Source organism: Thermodesulfovibrio thiophilus DSM 17215 (assembly GCF_000423865.1).
In the GTDB taxonomy this organism is placed as follows: domain Bacteria; phylum Nitrospirota; class Thermodesulfovibrionia; order Thermodesulfovibrionales; family Thermodesulfovibrionaceae; genus Thermodesulfovibrio; species Thermodesulfovibrio thiophilus.
The window spans coordinates 1-19,495 of record NZ_AUIU01000007.1 but is presented as its reverse complement, the minus strand read 5'-3'; the positions used below and the strand labels follow the sequence as shown (position 1 = coordinate 19,495).

Genomic DNA, 19,495 nt, shown 5'->3' with positions numbered 1-19,495 from the left:
CAAGATCTTCTAAGCCCATCTCTTTAATTTTTTGCATGGTCTCCTCCCTTGTATTGATTTTCTTTTTTCGTTTCCCTGTGTTATTATCTTTTTTAGGTTTTTCCATTCCCCTATATTATCACTAATATAACCATTAATCAGACACAATTTTATTTTAACCTCCGGACTGGGAGACCAAAAACCAAAGTGAAGCGGATTATACCGCTTTGTTATGAAGCATCTCAGATTTTAAAAGAACTCTTTGAAAAAAGAAAGAATAAGTAACAGTGTGCTTGATATGGCTGAAGCACCTGCAGGACCAGGGCTACATTTTATGGACAGTTCTTCTGCAGCTGCAGAATTCGTTACTTTAATGGGAGCTGTTGGAGCAGTGCTCCATCTTTTTATAACAGGTCAGGGAAATATTGTAGGTAATCCTATTGTTCCAGTAGTTAAGATTACTGCAAATCCAAAAACTGCCACTCAGATGGCAGAACATATTGACGTGGATGTTAGCGGCCTTTTGACTCGTGAGCTTGATCTTGCTGCTGCTGATAAGGTAATGGACTGCATGGTGGCAACTGCAAGAGGGAAATTTACTTGTGCTGAAGCTCTTGGACAGAAGGAATTTGTATTGACGCGTCTATATCCAAGTGCTTAATTATTAAATTTTATTTAATGATAAAATGATAACGGGGAAGGAGGTCTGAAGTTTGCTTTCCCGTTATCATTTTTGTAGCAAAAAGTCGAAATTATTGTACGTGACATATTTTCTCCTCTTTGTTTGTGCATTTATAAATGCATTGGATAGTGCTAGTGTTTCCACAGCAGGAAGGGGATTTATCGGATAAATTTGAAGCTAAAATGGTTCTTGGATGGGGAGCTACTTTTTGATCAGCGTGCTCAGCATTAATAGGATTTATTTTTTGTGATTAGTCTTTTTATTCTGTATAATAGATTTAAATGAAAGCATTTGTTATTGAGAAAGTTTCTGATTTGAATGATAATCCACAGCTATTAAAACTTATTGAAGTTGAAAATCCTGTGGCAGGTATAGATGAAATAGTGATTGAGGTTCGGGCCTGTGGAGTGTGTCATACAGAAATTGATGAAATAGAAGGTAGAGCAACTCCTTCTTTTTATCCAATTATTCCGGGGCATCAAATTGTTGGTGAAGTTGTAGATGTTGGTAAAGGCCCAACTAAGTTCAACATTGGAGATAGAGCAGGTGCTGGATGGATTTATTCAGCATGTGGTAACTGCGAGTTCTGTAAAAGAGGGCTTGAAAATTTATGTCCGGATTTTAAGGCAACAGGAAAAGACTCTAATGGTGGATATGCGGAATATTTCAAGATTAATACAGAATTCGCTTTCAAAATACCTGAGAATTTTACTTTTGAAGAGGCTGCTCCACTTTTCTGCGCTGGTGCAATTGGATACAGATCTCTAAAGCTTGCAAATCCAGAAAATAAGCATAATATAGGACTTGTTGGATTTGGTGCATCAGGACATTTAGTTTTAAAAATGATCAGATTTTTGTATCCAGATTCAAAAGTTTTTGTATTCTCAAGAACTGAAAGAGAAAGGCAGCTTGCACTGAACCTCGGTGCATACTGGGCAGATGATATTGACAGTATACCTCCTTTCAAGCTTCACGTAGCGATTGATACAACTCCTGTTTGGAAACCTACAATAGAGGTGCTTAAACATCTTTTGCCAGCAGGTAGGCTTGTTATTAACGCTATAAGAAAACAAGACTCTGATAAAGAGGAACTCTTAAAACTGGATTATTCACGGGATTTATGGCTTGAAAAAGAGATTAAATCAGTGGCAAATATTACAAGAAATGATATTGAAGAATTTTTGAAAATTGCCTCTCAGATTTCAATTAAGCCAGAGATAGAGATTTATCCATTCAAAGAAGCTAACAAAGCTTTAATTGACATAAAAAACAGAAAAATAAAAGGTGCAAAAGTATTAAAAATAGAAAGGAAAGATGAATAAAAAGGAAAAAGTTTTAGAAATAATACGAAGACTTGAAAAAAGATATCCTGATGTAAAAACAGCACTCAATTTTAAAACAGCCTTGGACTTGCTTGTGGCCACCATTCTTTCAGCACAAACCACTGATGTAAATGTAAATAAGGTGACGGAAAAGCTCTTTAAAAAATATAAAACTGTTTATGATTATGCAAATGTTCCTCTGGAGGAATTGCAGGAAGATATAAAGAGCATAAATTTCTATAAAAATAAAGCGAATTATATAAAAAATCTGGCAAAGGTACTGATAGATAGATTTAATGGCGAACTTCCAAAATCAATGGAGGAGCTTGTCAGTTTACCCGGGGTTGGAAGGAAAACAGCTAACATAGTGCTCTGGAATGCTTTTGGAATAAATGAAGGAATTGCTGTTGACACTCATGTCAAGAGAATTTCAAAGCTTCTTGGACTTACTGAAAATACTGATCCAGAAAAGATTGAACAGGATTTGATGGAAATTACACCACATGAACTGTGGGGTAAGCTTTCTCATTTACTTATTATGCTTGGAAGAGAAATCTGTAAGGCAAAAGCACCAAATCATAAAGAGTGCCCATTAAATGACCTCTGTCCAAGCAGTAGAATCTAGAAAATTTATTGATTGACAATACAATGTGAATTAATCATGAACTGTATCTCAACTAGTATTAAAAACTATCGAATTCTATAAAATAGTTCATTTAGCCTTTATTGGTTGAATGATTATCCATAATATTTATGTAAGCATACAGGTTATTTGGAGGTTTCTAATTTCTGTAATTCAGCTTTTGCAGATTCCACCATAGGAGAAGATGGAAATTTATTAATTAAGTCTTGATAGTATTTTTGAGCTTCCTCTTTTTTGTCTGATATTTTTGCAAGCTTAAATAATGCAACATCTTTCATTGTTTGAGTCTTAGAATTCAAAATCTCGTTTAAAAATTTAATTGCTGATGCTTTATCATTATTCTTAAGATAAATCATTGCTATTTTAAATCTCGCAAGATTTGAGAAATTCTCATCTTCCATGCCGGATACTTTATTTAAATATTCAATAGCTTTTTTATCATCCCCTGCTAAAGAGTAAGCATAACCAGCATTAATAAGATATACTACATTTTTCTTTTTTTCATAAGCCTGAGCGAATAAACTACCTGCTTGAGAAAACTTCTGCTGGAAATAGTATTTATATGCTTCATATTCAAGCTGTTTTGCATCAGTTTGCTGTTTAAAATGGTAAATATAAAATCCTGTGATACAGGAAACTACAGCAATAAATATAAAAATTCCGATCACTAATTTTTTTTTCTGAACAAACAGTTTTTCTTTGAAGGTCTGAACATCCTCTGTCTTATGTTTCACGAAATTTTCCTCCTTAAAATTTCTTCCATATTTTCAAAAACACTGTAAAGTTCTTTTTCTATTAAACCAGCACCTTTTAATACTTTAATTGCAAAGTCTTTTAATATAAAATCATCTGGTGAGTGAGAATCAGTGTCTATAACCAATTTTGCAGAACATTTTAACGCTAGCTTTGCAACATGTCCATTACTGAGGCTGTGTCCTTTCCTTGATGTAATTTCAAGATAAATACCGCGTTCATTAGCTTCAACCACTTCATCCTCTGTTATTAAACCAGGATGAGCAAGTATATCAATATCTGACTGTAAAGCCATCTTATTTGTTCCTTCTTTAACAGGCTCGACTAATGTTTCCCCATGAACAACAATAATCCTAGCTCCAAGTTTTCTTGCTTCCTTTGCCATATCAGGAATCATCTGCGGTGGAACATGTGTCAACTCCACACCTGGAAGCAAGATCAAGGAAGTAAAGGGTTGAATCTCTCTAAAGATTTTTACGATTCTTGGAATGATCCAGTCAATATTTGATTGGTCTGCGTGGTCAGTTATTGCTAGAGCTCTGTAGCCGATCGCTTCAGCTCTTCGGATAATTTCTGCAGGGATAAGGTCCCCATCACTGAAAACACTGTGGATATGAAAATCTATCATTTTACAAGCTCCAGCATTTTTTTAAATTCATCAGTTCCTGCTTTTTTTAGAATCTGAAAGATAAGTGTTTCAGTGCATGTTATTACTCCACCAGCATTTTTGATAAGCTCAAGCCCTGTTTCCCATTCCTCTTTTCTACGGCTACACACGGCATCATCTGGTACAAAAATATGGTAATCTCTTAAAAGCAAATCAAGGGCTGTCTGCCACACACAAACATGAGTTTCCATACCAGTAAGAATGATTTTTTTTCTGTCAAGCTCTTTTATTTTAGTTATAAATTTTTCTTCATCAACTGAGCTAAAAGAAATCTTTTCAATGGCTTTACCATTCAACATACTGGTAATTTCATTCAAGGTTTGACCTAATCCCTTTGGATATTGCTCAGTAAAAACAACAGGTATTTGACATAGTTTACAAAGTTCAATAAGCATAACAATATTTTTTAATATTTTTTTAAAAATTTCTTCTTCCATAACTTTAACCAGCTTTTCCTGAACATCAATTATTACAACTAATGCATCTTCAGGTTTTATTAAAAATCTTTGAATTTCCATTCGTTCCTCCCTTAATAACTTCTTTTAGAAATTTTATTATATCATCTATGTTGAAAGCTTGGGTAATTATACAGTTTATTTATAACTTTGCCACGCTAAAATCCACATTAAAATTGCATGACCGAGTTTAACCCCAGTAACTATCTCATCATGAATAAAGTTAATTCACAAGCATCAAACAGAATTACTGCCATAGGATATCTCGTCAATACCCTTTAGTATTCCATCTATCTCAGATAAGATTTCTTCATCTGAATAACCATCAAGCTGAATAGCAATGGAAGGACAGGATGCAACACATATTCCACATCCTTCGCATAAGATTTCAATAATTTTGGGTTTATTGTTTTCAATCTCCACTGCCATATACGGGCATTGAGATAAACAAATCCCGCAAGAACTGCATTTATTGTTATCTATTGTCGCTATAAATGGTTCTTTGGTGATAGTGCAACTTTCTTTTAATGATAAAAAAATCTCTCCAGTTTGGGCCATTGCATCTGTTATTGCTTCCTGTATTGTCATTGCTTCTTTGGCAGAACCTGTTAAGAATACACCGGAAGCATCTTCTATTTTTTTATCCGACGCAACTGCCGGACATAAAACAATAATATCGCATGGAATCTTATTATTTTTAAAAAAAACAATCAATGAATCTTCTTTATCAACTCTTAAATCCTTTAGAGTCTGATATCGTAAAATTTTAGTAAGAGGATCTTTTATAGCCTGCAAATAAAGTTTATATGCATTTTTACCTGGCAATGCTATTTCTTTAACAAAATGTATGCATTCTACTTGAGGAAGACTCTGTTTTATAACTCTGTTAAATTTAAAGGCATACTGGCAACATATTTTACTGCAATATGGAAAATACTCGTCATCAAGACTTCCAACACAGTGAATAATTGCAATCCTCTGAGGAATATCTCCATCTTCAGTTATTAACTCTCCCTTCGTAGGACCATCTGAATTTAAAATCTCCTCAAATTCAAGAGCATTATAAACATTTTGAAATCGTTTATAGCCAAGCTCTGGAATCTGACTACAATCCATTAATTCAAAACCTGTTGCCTGGATAACAGCACCAACTTTTAAAATCTCCTCACTTTCAGTAGCATTGAAATTTATGGTCTCAGGAACAGGACATTCTTTCACACAGTTATCACAATTCTGACCTTTAAAACTAAGACATTTATTAAAATCAATTTTTGCAATTACAGGTAAAGACGTAGTATCTACTTTTATAGCCTGAACAGGACATACTTCTTCACAAGCAGAACATCCAATGCATTTTTTAGGATTTACATAAATTGGGCTGGAAACAATTTTAACAAATAAACTACCATAATAGCCTTTTAATTCTTTAAGTTCGGAGTTAAGTCTCAAGTCTATGTTGCTATTTAAAGCTTCCTCGACAACTGGATGCAACATGCATGGTCCACAGGCAAGGTCAGGAAAAATCTTTTCATATTTAACAACTTTACCGCCCAATGACGATTCTTTTTCTACCAGATATACCTTTCTGCCAGCCTTTGAAAGTGAAATCGCTGCTTTAATTCCAGCTATGCCTCCTCCAACAATCATAATATCAGTGCAGACTGGAAATTCTTTATCAAACAGAGGCTTTTGTTGTTTTAATCGTTCTAATGTTCCTCTGAAAACAGAATAGGTTTTCTTTAATGCGGATTTTCTTTGTTCAGTAACCCATGCAACCTGTTCTCTAATATTAACAATATTTACCATGTATGGGTTGATTTCTGATTGTATGGCAATGCGTTTAAATAGGGAACCCTTATTTTGAGGAGAACATGCAAACATAATTAAACCCTCGGGTTTTCTTTCAGCCAGTAATTCAATAAGTTTTTGTTGTGCTTCTGTAGAACAAGCCAGTTCAAACTTTTCAACCCATGCTACTTGATCGCTTATCAAATTTCGAAGTTCATTAAAATCAATTTTTTCAGTTATCTGACCTGCACAACTACAAAAAACAGCTCCTATTTGCAAAAGAAAACCTCTTAAAATATTTAGAATATTTTAGCATAAAGTTATTCCATAGAAATGCATTGAGAGGATAAAAAATTGATATACAAACTTCATCTTTAAGTCAGGCAGAGGGTAATTTGATGGATATTTGATAAATTCATTATTTTATAGATACAATATCTTTTATGCAAATAATTGACTTTCATACACACGCATTTCCTGATAATATAGCTGAAAGAGCAATACAAAAACTTGAGATAAAAAGCAAAGTCAAAGCATACCTGAATGGCACCATTGATGATCTTCTTCGTTCAATGGATAAAAATGGGATTACACGCTCTGTTTTATGTAATATCGCAACTAGACCTGAACAATTTGACTCAATTGTTAAATGGAGTGATAAAATTCGTTCAGAAAGAATTATTCCACTGCCTTCAATTCATCCTGATGATACCTATATTAAAGAACATATAAAACTTATAAAAAAAGAAGGATTTCATGGAATAAAAATGCATCCATTTTATCAGGAGTTCTCAATTGATGATGAAAAAGTTTATACAATTTATGAAGCTTTAGTTGAAAATGACTTATTAATTGTTATGCACTGTGGATATGATATAGCCTTCCCTGAGTGGGATATAGCTTCTCCAGAGCGAATAATGAATGTTATAAATAAATTTCCTGGACTAAAATTTATTACAACTCATCTTGGAGCATGGAAAGAATGGGATATGGTTGAAAAATTAATGATTGGTAAAAATATTTTTATGGAAATATCTTTCTCATTTGGATGGATGCCTGATGATAAAGTTAAAGAATTAATTCTTAAGCATCCTGAAGATTATATTCTTTTTGGAACAGACTCTCCCTGGGCTGACCAGGGTCAAGAGATTGAGAATGTTAAAAAACTCAATCTTCCGGAACAACTTAAAGAAAAAATATTCCATATAAACGCGGAAAAACTGCTTCATATAAAATGATTTCAAAACTTTTAAGGGCTCTCTTTGTAAGTCTGAAAGATTTTTACAAAGATGAAGGAGTTTTTTTAAGTGCTGCGCTTTCTTTTTTTTCAATCCTCTCATTAATTCCATTGAGTATGTTTATTGTTAATGTATTACTGAATATCATGCAGGAAGAAAGAGTTGTGAGATTTGTTTATTCAAAACTGGTTAGTTTTTTCCCGCAAATAGAGTTGGACTTTATAAAGGAACTTAAAAAAATTCTTGCTTCAAAGGGAGTAAGCACTGTATCTTTAATCCTTTATGGTGTTTTTTCTCTTCAGCTTTTTGCATCAATTGAATTTTCTCTTGATAAAATATTTAAAAACTCCAGGAAACGACATTTTATAATGTCCTTTATAATGTCTTTTTTTATAATAATTTTAATAACTTTTACTGTTGCAATTTCTTTTACTCTTACATATCTTTTCAAATTTTTTCAGCCTCTGGGAATTTCAGAGTTAAGCCTTGCGTTGAGCTTTTTTTTAACACATCTTCTGCCTTTTATATTAATGTTTGTTATTTCCACTTTGCTTTATAAAATTTTACCAAATAAAAAAATGAAACTTAATTCCATTTTAATTGGAGCCTTACTTACAACAGTATTGATAGAAGTTGCAAAGTATGTGTTCACTTTTTATGTTTTAAAAATTATTAAAATAAGCACCCTTTACGGTTCAGTATCAACTTTTCTGGCACTGCTTATGTGGCTTTTTTATGGCTGGGCAGTTTTTCTATACGGAGCAGAAGTAATAAAAAATATTGAAAGAAAATGAAAGTAGCTTTAACCATAGGTGCTTCTGATCCAACGTCTGGTGCAGGAATCCAGATGGATTTGAAAGTTTTCCATGCACTAAATGTTTATGGATTAACTGTGATAACCGCTGTTACTGCTCAGAGCACTCAGGAATTTTCTTCAGTTTATCCTCTGTCTGGAGAAACAATAATGAAACAGTTTGAGATTCTTATTAAGGACATCAAACCTCATGCGGCTAAAACAGGGATGCTTTATAGCAAAGAAGCTGTTCAATGTGTTATTGATAGTGTTAAAAAATTCAACCTTCAAAATCTGGTTATTGATCCTGTGATAAATGCAACTCTTGGAGCAAAATTAATAGAAGATGATGCATTTAAGCTTCTTAAGGAAGAGCTAGTCCCTCTTTCTACGGCAATCACAGCAAATATTCCTGAAGCTGAATTTCTCACATCAACTAAAATTGAAAAAATCGATGATTTTTACAAAGTTGCACAAAAAATATATCAAATGGGGACAAAAACTGTTATTATCAAAGGAGGACATTTTGATAATACTGTTCCGGATATGCTTTATGACGGTAAAAATTTTTATAAAGCAGAAGGAGAAAAAATCTCTGGACAGTTTCATGGAACTGGATGTGCTTTCTCATCTGCCTTTGTTTCTTTTATATGTCATGGTTATAAGCCTGTAGAAGCACTTAAAGCTTCCAAGAATTTTGTTAAGAGATCAATTGAGAAATCTTTAAAAATAGGTCATGGAATAAAACTTTTAATAATCCCAAAGGAGTGAAGAATGCAAAAAGTAATTCTCGAAACAAATCTTCAGGGAGTAAAGTTTATAAGAAGAGGTAAGGTTAGAGATATCTATGAGGTTGAAGATTATTTATTGATTGTAGCAACAGACAGGGTATCTGCTTTTGATGTTGTTTTGCCAAACGGAATTCCAGGGAAAGGAAAGATTTTAACGCAGATATCTCTTTTCTGGTTTAATAAGGTAAAAGACATCGTTGAAAATCATATTGTTTCCTCAAATGTCCGCGAATTTCCTGAGCCTTTACAGGTATACGGTGAAGTTCTTGAAGGAAGAAGCATGCTTGTCAGAAAAGCAAAGCCCCTTGCTGTTGAATGCATTGTTCGTGGATATCTTAGCGGGTCTGGATGGAATGAGTATCAGAAAACAGGAATGGTTTGCGGAATAAAGCTTCCAGATGGACTTACTGAATCAGAAAAGCTACCTCTGCCAATTTATACACCGAGTACAAAGGCTATGGAAGGACATGATATAAATATAAGTTTTGACAAAACCGTTAAAATTCTCGGGAAAGAGACTGCTGAAAAAGTTAGAGATTTATCACTTGCAATATATAAAAGAGCTTCTGATATCGCAGAAAAAAAAGGCATTATAATTGCTGATACAAAAATGGAGTTTGGAATTTATGATGGGAATCTTATTTTGATTGATGAACTATTAACTCCAGATTCTTCACGTTTTTGGTCAATAAAGGATTATAAACCAGGACAGTCTCAGGACAGTTTTGATAAACAGATTATCCGAGACTATCTTATCTCGATAAAATGGGATAAAAAACCACCTGCACCTGAGTTACCTCCTGATATTGTACAGAAAACCCAGGAAAGATATGAGGAAATTTTCAGGATTCTAACTTCCTGAGGATTTCTCTCACAACATTAAGATTTTTTATATCATCCTGCGGTGATTTTTTGGGAGTTTCAAGTATTAGAGGAATATAAGACATTTGTTTGATTTTTAAAAAATTTTCAAATCCTTTAATGCCAATATATCCCTTGCCAATATGTTCATGTCTGTCTATACCTGAACCTGCAGGAGTTTTTGAATCATTAAGATGAATGAGTTTTATTAAATCGAAATCCGCTAAATTTTCAAATTCTCTTTTAAATGCTAAGATACCTTCTTTTTTAGAAATATCATATCCTGCAGCAAATAAATGACATGTATCAATACAGATACCATCAACAATTTCTGTGCTAACATTGTTAAATGTTTCTACTAAATCAGGAATACTGGCGGTTATTTTGCTCTTCGCTGTATTTTCTATCAAAATTCTACATGTTTCAAGTTTTTCTATTTTTTTGAATGCTATTCTTACTTTATCGAATATTTCTTCTTTTTGCATTGAGGCATTGTCTTTAAGGTGAATAACGTAGTAATCAGCACCGAGTGCATCAGCCATTAATACCTCTCTTTTAAGAAGAAATCTGGAAGAATTTATTGTTTTGGGATTTGAAGAAATAAGATTGATTAAATATGAAGCATGAACAATACAGGGATTGAGTGCGTTTGTTTGTCTTAAGCGTCGAAAATTATCAATAGTTTCGCTGTCAAACTCTGGAATCTGCCATACTCTGGGGCTGTGAAGAAAAATTTGAAAGGTATTGCATTGAAGGTTATTAATTTCTTCAAATGCATTTAGAATACTATTTTTTATTGAGGTATGAACACCTAAGGCTCTCACTTTATCATATTTGCTTGAAGGCGACGGCCGGATTTGAACCGGCGAATGGCGGTTTTGCAGACCGCTCCCTTAGCCACTTGGGTACGTCGCCAATAAAAAAGCGGGCGACGGGATTTGAACCCGCGACCCCAACCTTGGCAAGGTTGTGCTCTACCAGCTGAGCTACACCCGCATTAATTAACTCTTTTTTTGGGATCAAGTGAATCTATCAGTTTCTCGAAAACAGTTAATTGCTGTTCTGTATAATCCAGTTTTAATTCTAACTCTTTTATTCGTTGATTTGCAAATTTTTCAAGCTCTTCTGCTCGTTTCAAAAGTTTTTCACAGAGTTCATCAAAATCTTTTGAAGGTTTATCAAATTTTTTTAAATTATTATTTCTCTTCCATCTTTTAAAAAAGGACAGCATGTAAAAAACTTATCATAAAATCTTTATCTATGTCAATGTTGCATTAGGCGGGGTAGAATATTATATGTTATGTGAAAAATTGATAACAGATACAGATCCTCGACAGTCTGTTCTGTGAATAATTTCTTCTCTTGGCAGGGTTTCGCGGGTTAGATTTGGAAATACTTAGCAATATTGATTTAGAAAATCAATCACTTCAGGATGCACCCAGTGAGTGATAACTACTTTAGGTTTCATAGTTATTCCCCGAAATTATTTTAATCGTTTACGCAGATATGAACCAATGCCATGATTTTAAAAAAATAGTTTCAAGAAGTTATAAGGTTTTTGAAATTCTATTCTGATTATTATGACAAAAATTCTGGAAATATTTTTAAACAGTGAAAAAATTTTATGCTACATCTTAACTATCTTTAGTTTGGCACTTTACAGCATAAATTAAGTATTCAATATTTCCTTTCTGTCCTGAAACAGGAGATTGAATAACACCAATCACTTTTAAATCTAAACTCTCAAAAAATTCTCTTATTTCCATAACAATTTTTTTTCTTTTTTCAACATCTTTAATAACTCCTCCACGAGGGACTTCTCCTTTGCCAGCTTCAAACTGCGGTTTGATAAGAGCCACTATACTGCCATCTTGTTTAAGAAACTCAATCACCTTTGGAATTACAAGCCTGAGAGAAATAAAAGATACGTCAACAGTTACTATATCAATTTCTTCAGAAATCTTCTCTCGCGACATGTATCTTATATTTGTTCTTTCTATTGGAATCACTCTTGGATCGGTTCGAAGTTTCCATGCAAGCTGTCCATATCCAACATCTACAGCATAAACTCGCTTTGCACCAAACTGAAGCAGACAGTCTGTAAATCCTCCTGTGCTTGCGCCGACATCCATAGCTACTTTATCTTTCAGCTCTATTGAAAATTCTTTTATAACTGCTTCAAGTTTGAGTCCTCCTCGACTGACATACGAGATTGTTTCACCACAAAATTCAATTTTTGCATTTTCATCAACCATTGTGCCCGGTTTTTCAATTTTTTGATCATTTACAATAACTTTTCCTTCAAGAATAAACGCCCTTGCTTTTTCCCTGCTTTCTGTTATTCCTTTTTGAAAAAGTAACTGATCTAAACGGATCTTCACTTTAAGATGTGCGATTTATGATATACTTTGCAATTTCTCTTAATGGTTGAGCTTTATGGTCAAATATTTCAAGTGCGTTTAATGCTCTGTCAATGAGGTCTTTTGCTTTTTTCCTGGATTCTAAAACTCCAAAGACTCTTGGATATGTCATTTTCCCTCTTTCAGCATCAGAGCCTCTGGGTTTTCCCATCTCCTTTGTAGATCCTTCAATATCAAGAATATCATCAATAATCTGAAATGCAAGCCCGATGCAGAGGCCATAATCAGCCATTTTTTTGAGTTGGTCATCATCAGCAGCCGCAAGAATTGCGCCTGATTTTACAGATGCTGTGATTATTGCAGCGGTTTTGTAACGATGAATAAGTTCAACAATTCCGGCATCTGGATCTCTTCCCTCATATATTAAATCATAAGCCTGACCGGCAACCATTCCTCTCAGTCCTGATGCGGTAGAGATTTCAGAGATAACATCTATCAGAGCATGAGGTTTTATATTTGCATAATCTGGATTGGATAGTACTGTAAAAGCCTCTGTTAACAGTCCATCTCCTGCAAGAATTGCGATAGCTTCACCGAAAACTTTGTGATTTGTTGGTTTACCTCTCCTTAAATCATCATTATCCATTGCTGGCAGATCATCGTGAATAAGAGAGTATGTGTGAATGAATTCTATTGCAGCGGCATAGGCAGATATATCTTCTGTGCCACCACAGGCTTCATAAGAAGCGATGCAGAGGATAGGTCTCAATCTTTTTCCACCAGCAGTAAGAGAGTATAAAACTGATTCATGAAGAATTAAAGGTATTATAGGTGGATTAAAATAGGAATTTATAAACTGCTCAATTTTTTCTTTTTTTATAAGCAGATATGTTTTAAGATCAAAACTCAACTTTTATTTACTCCCACTCAATTGTTCCAGGTGGCTTGGACGTTATATCATAGACAACTCTGTTAACTCCCTTTATCTCATTAATTATCCTATTTGAAATCTTTTCAAGCAGTTCATAGGGAAGTCTAACCCAGTCTGCTGTCATTCCATCAACACTGTGTACTGCTCTTACTGCAATTACATGTTCATAAGTTCTTTCATCTCCCATTACTCCAACAGTTCTTACAGGAAGAAGCACTGCAAAAGATTGCCATACTTTCTTATACCATCCTGATTTTTTAATCTCTTCAAGCACAATTTTATCAGCCTTTCTCAACATATCGAGTCTTTCTCTGGTTACCTCTCCGATGCATCTTATTGCAAGACCCGGTCCGGGAAATGGATGTCGATAAAGAATTTCATCAGGAATTCCAAGTTCTCTGCCAAGATCTCTTACTTCATCTTTAAAGAGCTCTCTCAAAGGCTCAATTAGCTTGAGTTTCATACGTTTCAAAAGTCCACCAACATTGTGATGACTTTTAATTGTGGCAGAAGGTCCTTTGAATGAGACACTCTCTATAACATCAGGATAAAGCGTTCCCTGGGCTAGAAATTTAACACCTTCTATCTTTTTTGCTTCTTCTTCAAAAATTTTAATAAATTCCGCTCCGATGATCTTTCTCTTTCTTTCAGGGTCTTTCACGCCTTTTAGTTTTCTTAAAAATCTTTCAGATGCATCAACCACCTTCAAATTTATATGAAAATTCTTCCTCAGCGTCTCTTCAACTTTTTCACGTTCTTCTGCTCTTAAAACGCCATTGTCAACAAATATACATGTCAGAGCATCTCCAACCGCTTTATGAACAAGTACTGCTGTTACAGTTGAATCCACTCCTCCGCTTAAAGCACATACAACCCTGTATTTACCCACAGTTTTTCTTATATATTCTATTTCTCTTTCTACAAAAGAATGCATATCCCACGTTGGAGAGCATCCACATATTTTGAAAACAAAATTATGAAGTATTTTTTTGCCTTCCTGAGTGTGTACAACTTCAGGATGAAACTGAAGTGCATATATCTTTTTATTTCTGTCTGCAATTGCAGCATAAGACGAATTTTCTGTATGAGCCAGTCTTATAAATCCATGAGGCATTTCTATTATTTTATCGGCATGACTCATCCATACTACTGTTTCATCTGGAATTTCATTGAAAATATCTGAAAAGTCATCAATCTTTAATATAGCCTTGCCATATTCTCTTTTTTCTGCTTTTGTAACCTTTCCACCAAGAAGATGAGTTATAAGCTGCATTCCATAGCATATTCCAAGTACAGGAATGCCGAGCTTAAACAGTTCAATATTTATAGTTGGTGCATTTTCGTCAAAAACGCTTGATGGGCCACCTGAAAGTATAATGCCAGCTGGTTTTCTTTTTTTAATTTCAGCAAAAGGAGCTGTACATGGAATAATTTCAGAGTAAACTTTAAATTCTCTTACTCTTCTTGCAATTAGCTGGGTGTACTGGGATCCAAAATCAATAATTAAAATTTCCTGCATTTTCAGTCCTCAATCGAGTAATTAGGTGACTCCCTTGTTATTGTTACGTCATGAACATGACTTTCTCTTAATCCAGCATTTGTAATTTTAATAAATTTTGCTTTATTCCTTAATTCTTCTAATGTTCTGCAGCCACAGTACCCCATTCCAGATTTAAGCCCACCGACTAATTGATGGATACTTTTTGAAAGAGGTCCTCTGTATGGTACTCTGCCTTCAACACCTTCTGGAACAAGCTTTTCAGGTTTTACTGATTCCTGTCTATATCTGTCACTTGAGCCGCCCTGCATTGCACCAAGTGAACCCATTCCTCTGTAAGTTTTATAGCTTCTTCCCTGATACAGTATTATTTCACCTGGGGCTTCATCAGTACCTGCGAAGAGACTTCCTATCATTACACAATGGGCACCAGCTGCAAGAGCCTTTGTAATGTCTCCTGAATACTTAATTCCTCCATCAGCTATCAATGGAATATTGTATTTTGATGTTACACTGTAACACTCCATTATTGCTGTAAGCTGAGGAACTCCCGCACCTGCGACAATTCGTGTAGTGCAGATTGAACCTGGTCCTATCCCTACTTTTACCGCATCTGCGCCTGCCTCAATAAGGTCTTCTGCAGCCTCACGTGTTGCTATATTACCTGCAATAATATCTATATCGAACCTTCTCTTTAATTCTTTCAATGTTTCAATGACAGCCTTACTGTGACCGTGGGCTGTATCAATTACTATTGCATCAACTCCTGCATTTATGAGTAGTTCTACTCTATAGATTGCAGCTTCTCCCACTCCTACCGCTGCTGCAACACGCAGTCTTCCAATATGGTCCTTACAGGCATTTGGATACTTTATTTTTTTTTCAATATCTTTAATTGTTATCAAACCCTTAAGATTAAAATCATTATCAACAATTGGCAACTTTTCTATTTTATATTTATGAAGTATTTCCTGAGCTTCTCCAAGTGTTATACCCTCTCTTGCAGTTATCAGCCTTTCTTTGGTCATTACATCTTCAACTTTCTTTGTAAAATCTCTTTCAAATTTCAGATCTCTGTTTGTAATTATTCCAACAAGTTTTCCGTTGACAGTAACCGGCACACCCGAAATTCTATATCTTTCCATTAAAGCCAGTGCTTCTGAAATTGGTGCATCAGGACTGATAGTAATTGGGTCGACAATCATTCCACTTTCCGATTTTTTTACTTTATCAACTTCGAACGCCTGTCTTTCAGGAGGCATGTTCCTGTGGATCACCCCAATACCTCCCTCTCTTGCAATTGCAATTGCAAGATTTGCATCTGTAACAGTATCCATTGCAGCACTCAAAATTGGAATATTCAGTTTTATATTCGATGTAAAAGAAGTACTGACATCCACTTCAGTTGGGATAACATCTGATTTAGCAGGCATGAGTAATACATCATCAAAAGTTAATCCTATTGGAATCTCACTTTCTTTCATTGTTTTTTAACTCCTATATAAGAGATTTTTACCAAAAATATGCTCTTCTGCTATAATCTATCAAAGATGCGCCTGTAGCTCAGCTGGATAGAGCATCGGCCTCCGGAGCCGATGGTCGGAGGTTCAAATCCTCTCAGGCGCGTTATACCTTTGTTAGTAAATGTCCGAGTTTGTCTTTTTTTGTTTTCAGATAACATTTATTGTTTTCATTTGGTTTAACTTCAATTGGCACTCTCTCAACAACCTTAAGACCGTAACCCTCCAAACCCACAATTTTACGTGGATTATTGGTTATAAGCTTCATTTTCCTCACACCAAGATCAACTAGAATTTGAGCTCCTATGCCATAATCTCTTAAATCAGGCTTAAATCCGAGCTTTATGTTGGCTTCAACTGTATCATACCCCTTTTCCTGTAATTCATAGGCTTTCATTTTATTTAGAAGTCCAATACCTCTTCCTTCTTGCCTCATATAAAGAAACACGCCTTTGCCTGCTTCCTCTATCATTGCTAGAGCTTTATGAAGTTGAGATCCGCAATCACATCTTTTTGAAAGAAAAACATCGCCTGTAAGACATTCTGAATGAACTCTTACAAGAACTTCATCTGTAGGCTTTATCTCTCCTTTAACAAGTGCAAGGTGAACTTTGTTATCAATCATTGTTGTATATGCTATTGCTTTAAATTCTCCATAATCTGTGGGTAATTGAACTGTTGCAACTTTGCTGACCAGTGTTTCATTCCTCATTCTATATTTAATCAGGTCTTTAATAGTAGCAATTTTGACCCCATGTTTTTCAGCAAATTCCATTAATTGAGGAACTCTTGCCATTGTTCCATCTTCATCCATGATTTCACAGATTACTCCTGCTGGATAGAGCCCTGCAAGACGTGCAAGATCAACAGCTCCTTCAGTATGTCCTGCTCTTTTTAAAACTCCTCCGCTCTGTGCTCTCAGAGGAAATACATGTCCTGGCTTTACTAGGTCTTCAGGTTTGGTTTTTGGATCAATTGCTGTAAGAATTGTTACTGCTCTATCATAGGCTGAAATTCCTGTTGTAACACCTTTTCTTGCTTCAATCGACACAGTAAAAGCTGTTTGATGAGGAGATTCATTCAAATCTACCATCAATGGAAGGCGTAGTTCATCAACTCTTTCGGGAGTTAAGCATAAACATATAAGTCCACGAGCATACTTTGCCATGAAGTTTATTGCTTCAGGAGTCACCTTTTCTGCGGCAATAAATAAATCTCCTTCATTTTCTCTATCTTCATCATCAACAAGTATAACCATTTTACCCTGTGCTACATCTTCAATAACTTCTTCTATTGTGTTAAATTTAAATTCCTGTTTTTTAATGGCCAATTTTAACCTCCAGTGTAATTTAATTTTTAATTTTATCAAAAATTGCTGAGTTTTTCAAAAAAAATGAAACTTTTGAAGAAATTCTGCCTTAAACTCTATTGTGAAGACGTGACACTCACATTTGTTATTAGATAGAATGTTATTATAATTACCTGCTCCAATGGTATACATTCTGATAGCCTCCATTTATTAAATTTACCGTTAATTAGGTTAAAGAATGGTTACCTCTATTTTCAATTCTGAGGAAACAATTACTTTTCAGGGAGATTGTTTTGAGGAATTTTGCAACATTGACAAATCCTTAAATATTGTAGTAGTTTAAGTAGTATGGGCGGATAGCTCAGATGGGAGAGCGCAGCCCTTACAAGGCTGAGGTCACAGGTTCGATACCTGTTCCGCCCATTTGAGGTGGGGTGGTAGTTCAGCTCGGTTAGAACGCTTGCCTGTCACGCAAGAGGCCGCGGGTTCGAGTCCCGTCCACCCCGTAAACAAACCTAATAAAAAATAAAAAAAAATTCTCTTCATCCACGCCTTGTTCTTGGCAGTTAAAATACACATCTCAACAATCAGAAAGATAATTAATCTTGCTGTTGATAAAGGTTAGGCAGTTGTCAATAAAATTGTGTCTATTCTGTAAATCTGGCATTAAATATCTGTCTAATTTCATATAACACCTCTTTTTGTGGATAAAACAGATATAGAAAAAATAATTACAAACATTGTACTGAATGCTCAGGATGCAATGCCAGAAGGTGGACAGATAACAATAAAGGCAGGATTAAAGTTTATACCTGATAAGTTTAAGAATTTAGTTTCAGATAGAGGAGATTTTGCAAGACAATATGTATATCTAACCATAACAGATACAGGTATAGGTATGGACAGTGAAACAAAGGAAAGAATATTTGAGCTTTTTTTACAACAAAAGGAGAGAAAGGCTCAGGTATTGGCCTTACAACAGTCTATAATGTTGTTTAGAAATTGAGGGGATTTATTTTTGTTGAAAGCGAACCTCAGAGAGGAACTAAATTTGAAATTTATGTCCCTTCTTACCCCGGTTAAAATAAATTGCTATAAAATTATTATCTTTTAACTACCTCGCCGAGAAGTCACCTTCCGTGAGGGAGGGGATGAAAGGCGATTTTTCCCTTGAATGTTGATTCAGTTTTATATTATTCTTTCCTTATGAAATATATATTGGATAAAGGCAATCACTCTGTGCCATCTTATTTTCTTGCATCGACTGGACAGGTAACACTTGAGGACTTGAAACGCTATGTTGAAAGCCAAGACCTATAAATATCGTCTTTACCCTACAAAGAAGCAAGTCCAAAAACTTGAATGGACCTTGGATATGTGCCGTATCCTCTACAACTCCTGTCTTTTGGATAGAAGAAATCCTTTACGAGCAGACTGGCAAAGGACTTTCCCGGATCAAACAGCAGGAAATCCTTAAATCCGATAAACAAATTGTTGAATCCCTAAAGGAGATACATTCGCAAGTCCTTCAAGATGTTCTTTTTAGGGTGGATAGAGCATTTCAAGGATTCTTTCGAAGGATTAAAGAGAAAAACGGCAAAGCTGGGTACCCGAGATTCAAGGGGGAAGGAAGATACGACTCTATCACATACCCACAACAGCCTGCATTTCAGATAACTCCGTAAGGGCTTAAACTTTCCAGGATAGGAACTATTAAGATTAAACTGCATAGGAATATTGATGGCACTGTTAAAACCTGCACCATCAAAAGAGAATGTAACAGGTGGTATGCCTGTTTTTCTGCCTTGTATGAACCAGTTAAAAACCCATCCCTGATAAAGCTATTGGTATAGATATGGGCATTAAATCTTTTGCTGTTACATCGGATGGTGAAGTTATAGAAAA

20 protein-coding genes, 5 tRNA genes and 2 pseudogenes are annotated in these 19,495 nt (G+C 34.9%); 13 read left to right on the top strand and 14 right to left on the bottom strand.

What is annotated here, in order from left to right; translation table 11 throughout:
* Positions 1–268: 268 nt before the first annotated feature.
* The 3 genes and pseudogenes from G581_RS0100940 to nth all read left to right on the top strand — a co-directional run.
* Positions 269–640, top strand: a pseudogene (locus tag G581_RS0100940) (D-galactarate dehydratase); the annotation flags it as partial.
* Positions 641–942: 302 nt separating this feature from the next.
* Positions 943–1,983 (top strand): zinc-dependent alcohol dehydrogenase family protein, encoded by a 1,041-nt coding sequence (locus G581_RS0100930; protein WP_028844203.1) that lies wholly within the window; start codon positions 943–945, stop codon positions 1,981–1,983.
* Entirely contained in the window at positions 1,976–2,608 is a 633-nt protein-coding gene (gene nth, locus G581_RS0100925) for an endonuclease III (protein ID WP_028844202.1), read from the top strand. The genes G581_RS0100930 and nth overlap by 8 nt, the downstream gene beginning before the upstream one ends.
* Before the next feature lie 143 nt (positions 2,609–2,751).
* On the opposite strand, the gene G581_RS0100920 is transcribed toward nth, so the two are convergent.
* From G581_RS0100920 to G581_RS0100905, 4 genes are all read right to left on the bottom strand, one after another.
* A complete protein-coding gene (locus G581_RS0100920) occupies positions 2,752–3,360 on the bottom strand; it encodes a tetratricopeptide repeat protein (RefSeq protein WP_028844201.1) in 609 nt (202 codons plus the stop codon).
* Positions 3,357–4,007 carry a histidinol phosphate phosphatase domain-containing protein gene (locus tag G581_RS0100915; protein WP_028844200.1) on the bottom strand — a complete coding sequence of 217 codons (651 nt, stop codon included), beginning with the start codon at positions 4,005–4,007 and terminating at the stop codon, positions 3,357–3,359. Before G581_RS0100915 ends, G581_RS0100920 begins: the two co-directional genes overlap by 4 nt.
* Positions 4,004–4,564, bottom strand: coding sequence for an isochorismatase family protein (locus tag G581_RS0100910; RefSeq protein WP_028844199.1), 561 nt, complete (start codon positions 4,562–4,564; stop codon positions 4,004–4,006). The genes G581_RS0100915 and G581_RS0100910 overlap by 4 nt, the downstream gene beginning before the upstream one ends.
* 174 nt (positions 4,565–4,738) lie before the next feature.
* Complete coding sequence (locus G581_RS0100905; RefSeq protein ID WP_028844198.1) at positions 4,739–6,568, bottom strand: 4Fe-4S binding protein; 1,830 nt, start codon at positions 6,566–6,568, stop codon at positions 4,739–4,741.
* A 164-nt stretch (positions 6,569–6,732) separates the two neighbouring features.
* Between G581_RS0100905 and G581_RS0100900 the strand changes: the two genes are divergently transcribed.
* The 4 genes from G581_RS0100900 to G581_RS0100885 are packed head-to-tail and all read left to right on the top strand — an operon-like array spanning position 6,733 to position 9,973.
* The gene (locus G581_RS0100900) at positions 6,733–7,527 is read left to right on the top strand and encodes an amidohydrolase family protein (RefSeq protein WP_028844197.1); all 795 of its coding nucleotides are present in this window, start codon (positions 6,733–6,735) and stop codon (positions 7,525–7,527) included.
* Entirely contained in the window at positions 7,524–8,321 is a 798-nt protein-coding gene (locus tag G581_RS0100895; RefSeq protein WP_028844196.1) for a YihY/virulence factor BrkB family protein, read from the top strand. Before G581_RS0100900 ends, G581_RS0100895 begins: the two co-directional genes overlap by 4 nt.
* Positions 8,318–9,091: a bifunctional hydroxymethylpyrimidine kinase/phosphomethylpyrimidine kinase gene (gene thiD / locus G581_RS0100890; RefSeq protein WP_028844195.1), complete on the top strand. Its 774-nt coding sequence runs from the start codon at positions 8,318–8,320 to the stop codon at positions 9,089–9,091. Before G581_RS0100895 ends, thiD begins: the two co-directional genes overlap by 4 nt.
* A 3-nt stretch (positions 9,092–9,094) precedes the next feature.
* Positions 9,095–9,973, top strand: a complete 879-nt coding sequence (locus G581_RS0100885) for a phosphoribosylaminoimidazolesuccinocarboxamide synthase (RefSeq protein WP_028844194.1) — start codon at positions 9,095–9,097, stop codon at positions 9,971–9,973.
* Here G581_RS0100885 and G581_RS11865 read toward each other — a convergent pair.
* The 8 genes from G581_RS11865 to guaB form a co-directional block, all read right to left on the bottom strand.
* On the bottom strand, positions 9,954–10,796 hold the full coding sequence (locus G581_RS11865) for a deoxyribonuclease IV (protein WP_028844193.1): 843 nt from the start codon (positions 10,794–10,796) through the stop codon (positions 9,954–9,956). The genes G581_RS0100885 and G581_RS11865 overlap by 20 nt on opposite strands.
* An 18-nt stretch (positions 10,797–10,814) precedes the next feature.
* Positions 10,815–10,887: transfer RNA gene (locus G581_RS0100875), tRNA-Cys, on the bottom strand.
* 8 nt (positions 10,888–10,895) lie between these two features.
* Positions 10,896–10,968, bottom strand: a tRNA-Gly gene (locus G581_RS0100870).
* A 1-nt stretch (position 10,969) separates the two neighbouring features.
* Positions 10,970–11,203 (bottom strand): hypothetical protein, encoded by a 234-nt coding sequence (locus tag G581_RS0100865; protein WP_028844192.1) that lies wholly within the window; start codon positions 11,201–11,203, stop codon positions 10,970–10,972.
* 403 nt (positions 11,204–11,606) lie between these two features.
* On the bottom strand, positions 11,607–12,353 hold the full coding sequence (locus G581_RS10150; RefSeq protein WP_038064534.1) for a TlyA family RNA methyltransferase: 747 nt from the start codon (positions 12,351–12,353) through the stop codon (positions 11,607–11,609).
* 1 nt (position 12,354) lies between these two features.
* Positions 12,355–13,242: a polyprenyl synthetase family protein gene (locus G581_RS0100855; RefSeq protein WP_028844191.1), complete on the bottom strand. Its 888-nt coding sequence runs from the start codon at positions 13,240–13,242 to the stop codon at positions 12,355–12,357.
* Between the two features lie 7 nt (positions 13,243–13,249).
* Entirely contained in the window at positions 13,250–14,782 is a 1,533-nt protein-coding gene (gene guaA, locus G581_RS0100850) for a glutamine-hydrolyzing GMP synthase (RefSeq protein ID WP_028844190.1), read from the bottom strand.
* Positions 14,783–14,784: 2 nt separating this feature from the next.
* Positions 14,785–16,245, bottom strand: coding sequence for an IMP dehydrogenase (guaB, locus tag G581_RS0100845; RefSeq protein WP_028844189.1), 1,461 nt, complete (start codon positions 16,243–16,245; stop codon positions 14,785–14,787).
* Positions 16,246–16,313: 68 nt separating this feature from the next.
* Here guaB and G581_RS0100840 point away from each other — a divergent pair.
* Positions 16,314–16,387: transfer RNA gene (locus G581_RS0100840), tRNA-Arg, on the top strand.
* Here G581_RS0100840 and G581_RS0100835 read toward each other — a convergent pair.
* Positions 16,388–17,605 (bottom strand): bifunctional 3,4-dihydroxy-2-butanone-4-phosphate synthase/GTP cyclohydrolase II, encoded by a 1,218-nt coding sequence (locus G581_RS0100835; RefSeq protein ID WP_028844188.1) that lies wholly within the window; start codon positions 17,603–17,605, stop codon positions 16,388–16,390.
* A 335-nt stretch (positions 17,606–17,940) separates the two neighbouring features.
* On the opposite strand from G581_RS0100835, the gene G581_RS0100825 reads away from it, so the two are divergent.
* The 5 genes and pseudogenes from G581_RS0100825 to G581_RS12400 all read left to right on the top strand — a co-directional run bounded on the left by G581_RS0100825 (position 17,941) and on the right by G581_RS12400 (position 19,067).
* Positions 17,941–18,013, top strand: a tRNA-Val gene (locus G581_RS0100825).
* Between the two features lie 8 nt (positions 18,014–18,021).
* Positions 18,022–18,096, top strand: a tRNA-Asp gene (locus G581_RS0100820).
* Between the two features lie 197 nt (positions 18,097–18,293).
* Positions 18,294–18,596: an ATP-binding protein gene (locus tag G581_RS0100815; protein WP_028844187.1), complete on the top strand. Its 303-nt coding sequence runs from the start codon at positions 18,294–18,296 to the stop codon at positions 18,594–18,596.
* 236 nt (positions 18,597–18,832) lie between these two features.
* Positions 18,833–18,910 (top strand): annotated as a pseudogene (locus G581_RS12405) (IS200/IS605 family transposase); the annotation flags it as partial.
* Positions 18,888–19,067: a helix-turn-helix domain-containing protein gene (locus G581_RS12400; RefSeq protein ID WP_083962519.1), complete on the top strand. Its 180-nt coding sequence runs from the start codon at positions 18,888–18,890 to the stop codon at positions 19,065–19,067. The pseudogene G581_RS12405 and the gene G581_RS12400, both read left to right, overlap by 23 nt.
* Before the next feature lie 192 nt (positions 19,068–19,259).
* Here the strand turns inward: G581_RS12400 and G581_RS12185 are convergent.
* A partial coding sequence (locus tag G581_RS12185) for a hypothetical protein (RefSeq protein WP_204365486.1) occupies positions 19,260–19,495 on the bottom strand: 236 nt, incomplete at its 5' end.

What these genes read in the sequence shown, in the direction of transcription:
- G581_RS0100930 (WP_028844203.1), top strand. Translation starts at nt 943, where the DNA reads ATGAAAGCATTTGTTATTGAGAAAGTTTCTGATTTGAATGATAATCCA.
- nth (WP_028844202.1), top strand. Translation starts at nt 1,976, where the DNA reads ATGAATAAAAAGGAAAAAGTTTTAGAAATAATACGAAGACTTGAAAAA.
- G581_RS0100915 (WP_028844200.1), bottom strand. Translation starts at nt 4,007, where the DNA reads ATGATAGATTTTCATATCCACAGTGTTTTCAGTGATGGGGACCTTATC.
- G581_RS0100910 (WP_028844199.1), bottom strand. Translation starts at nt 4,564, where the DNA reads ATGGAAATTCAAAGATTTTTAATAAAACCTGAAGATGCATTAGTTGTA.
- G581_RS0100900 (WP_028844197.1), top strand. Translation starts at nt 6,733, where the DNA reads ATGCAAATAATTGACTTTCATACACACGCATTTCCTGATAATATAGCT.
- G581_RS0100895 (WP_028844196.1), top strand. Translation starts at nt 7,524, where the DNA reads ATGATTTCAAAACTTTTAAGGGCTCTCTTTGTAAGTCTGAAAGATTTT.
- thiD (WP_028844195.1), top strand. Translation starts at nt 8,318, where the DNA reads ATGAAAGTAGCTTTAACCATAGGTGCTTCTGATCCAACGTCTGGTGCA.
- G581_RS0100885 (WP_028844194.1), top strand. Translation starts at nt 9,095, where the DNA reads ATGCAAAAAGTAATTCTCGAAACAAATCTTCAGGGAGTAAAGTTTATA.
- G581_RS0100865 (WP_028844192.1), bottom strand. Translation starts at nt 11,203, where the DNA reads ATGCTGTCCTTTTTTAAAAGATGGAAGAGAAATAATAATTTAAAAAAA.
- guaA (WP_028844190.1), bottom strand. Translation starts at nt 14,782, where the DNA reads ATGCAGGAAATTTTAATTATTGATTTTGGATCCCAGTACACCCAGCTA.
- guaB (WP_028844189.1), bottom strand. Translation starts at nt 16,245, where the DNA reads ATGAAAGAAAGTGAGATTCCAATAGGATTAACTTTTGATGATGTATTA.
- G581_RS12400 (WP_083962519.1), top strand. Translation starts at nt 18,888, where the DNA reads ATGTTGAAAGCCAAGACCTATAAATATCGTCTTTACCCTACAAAGAAG.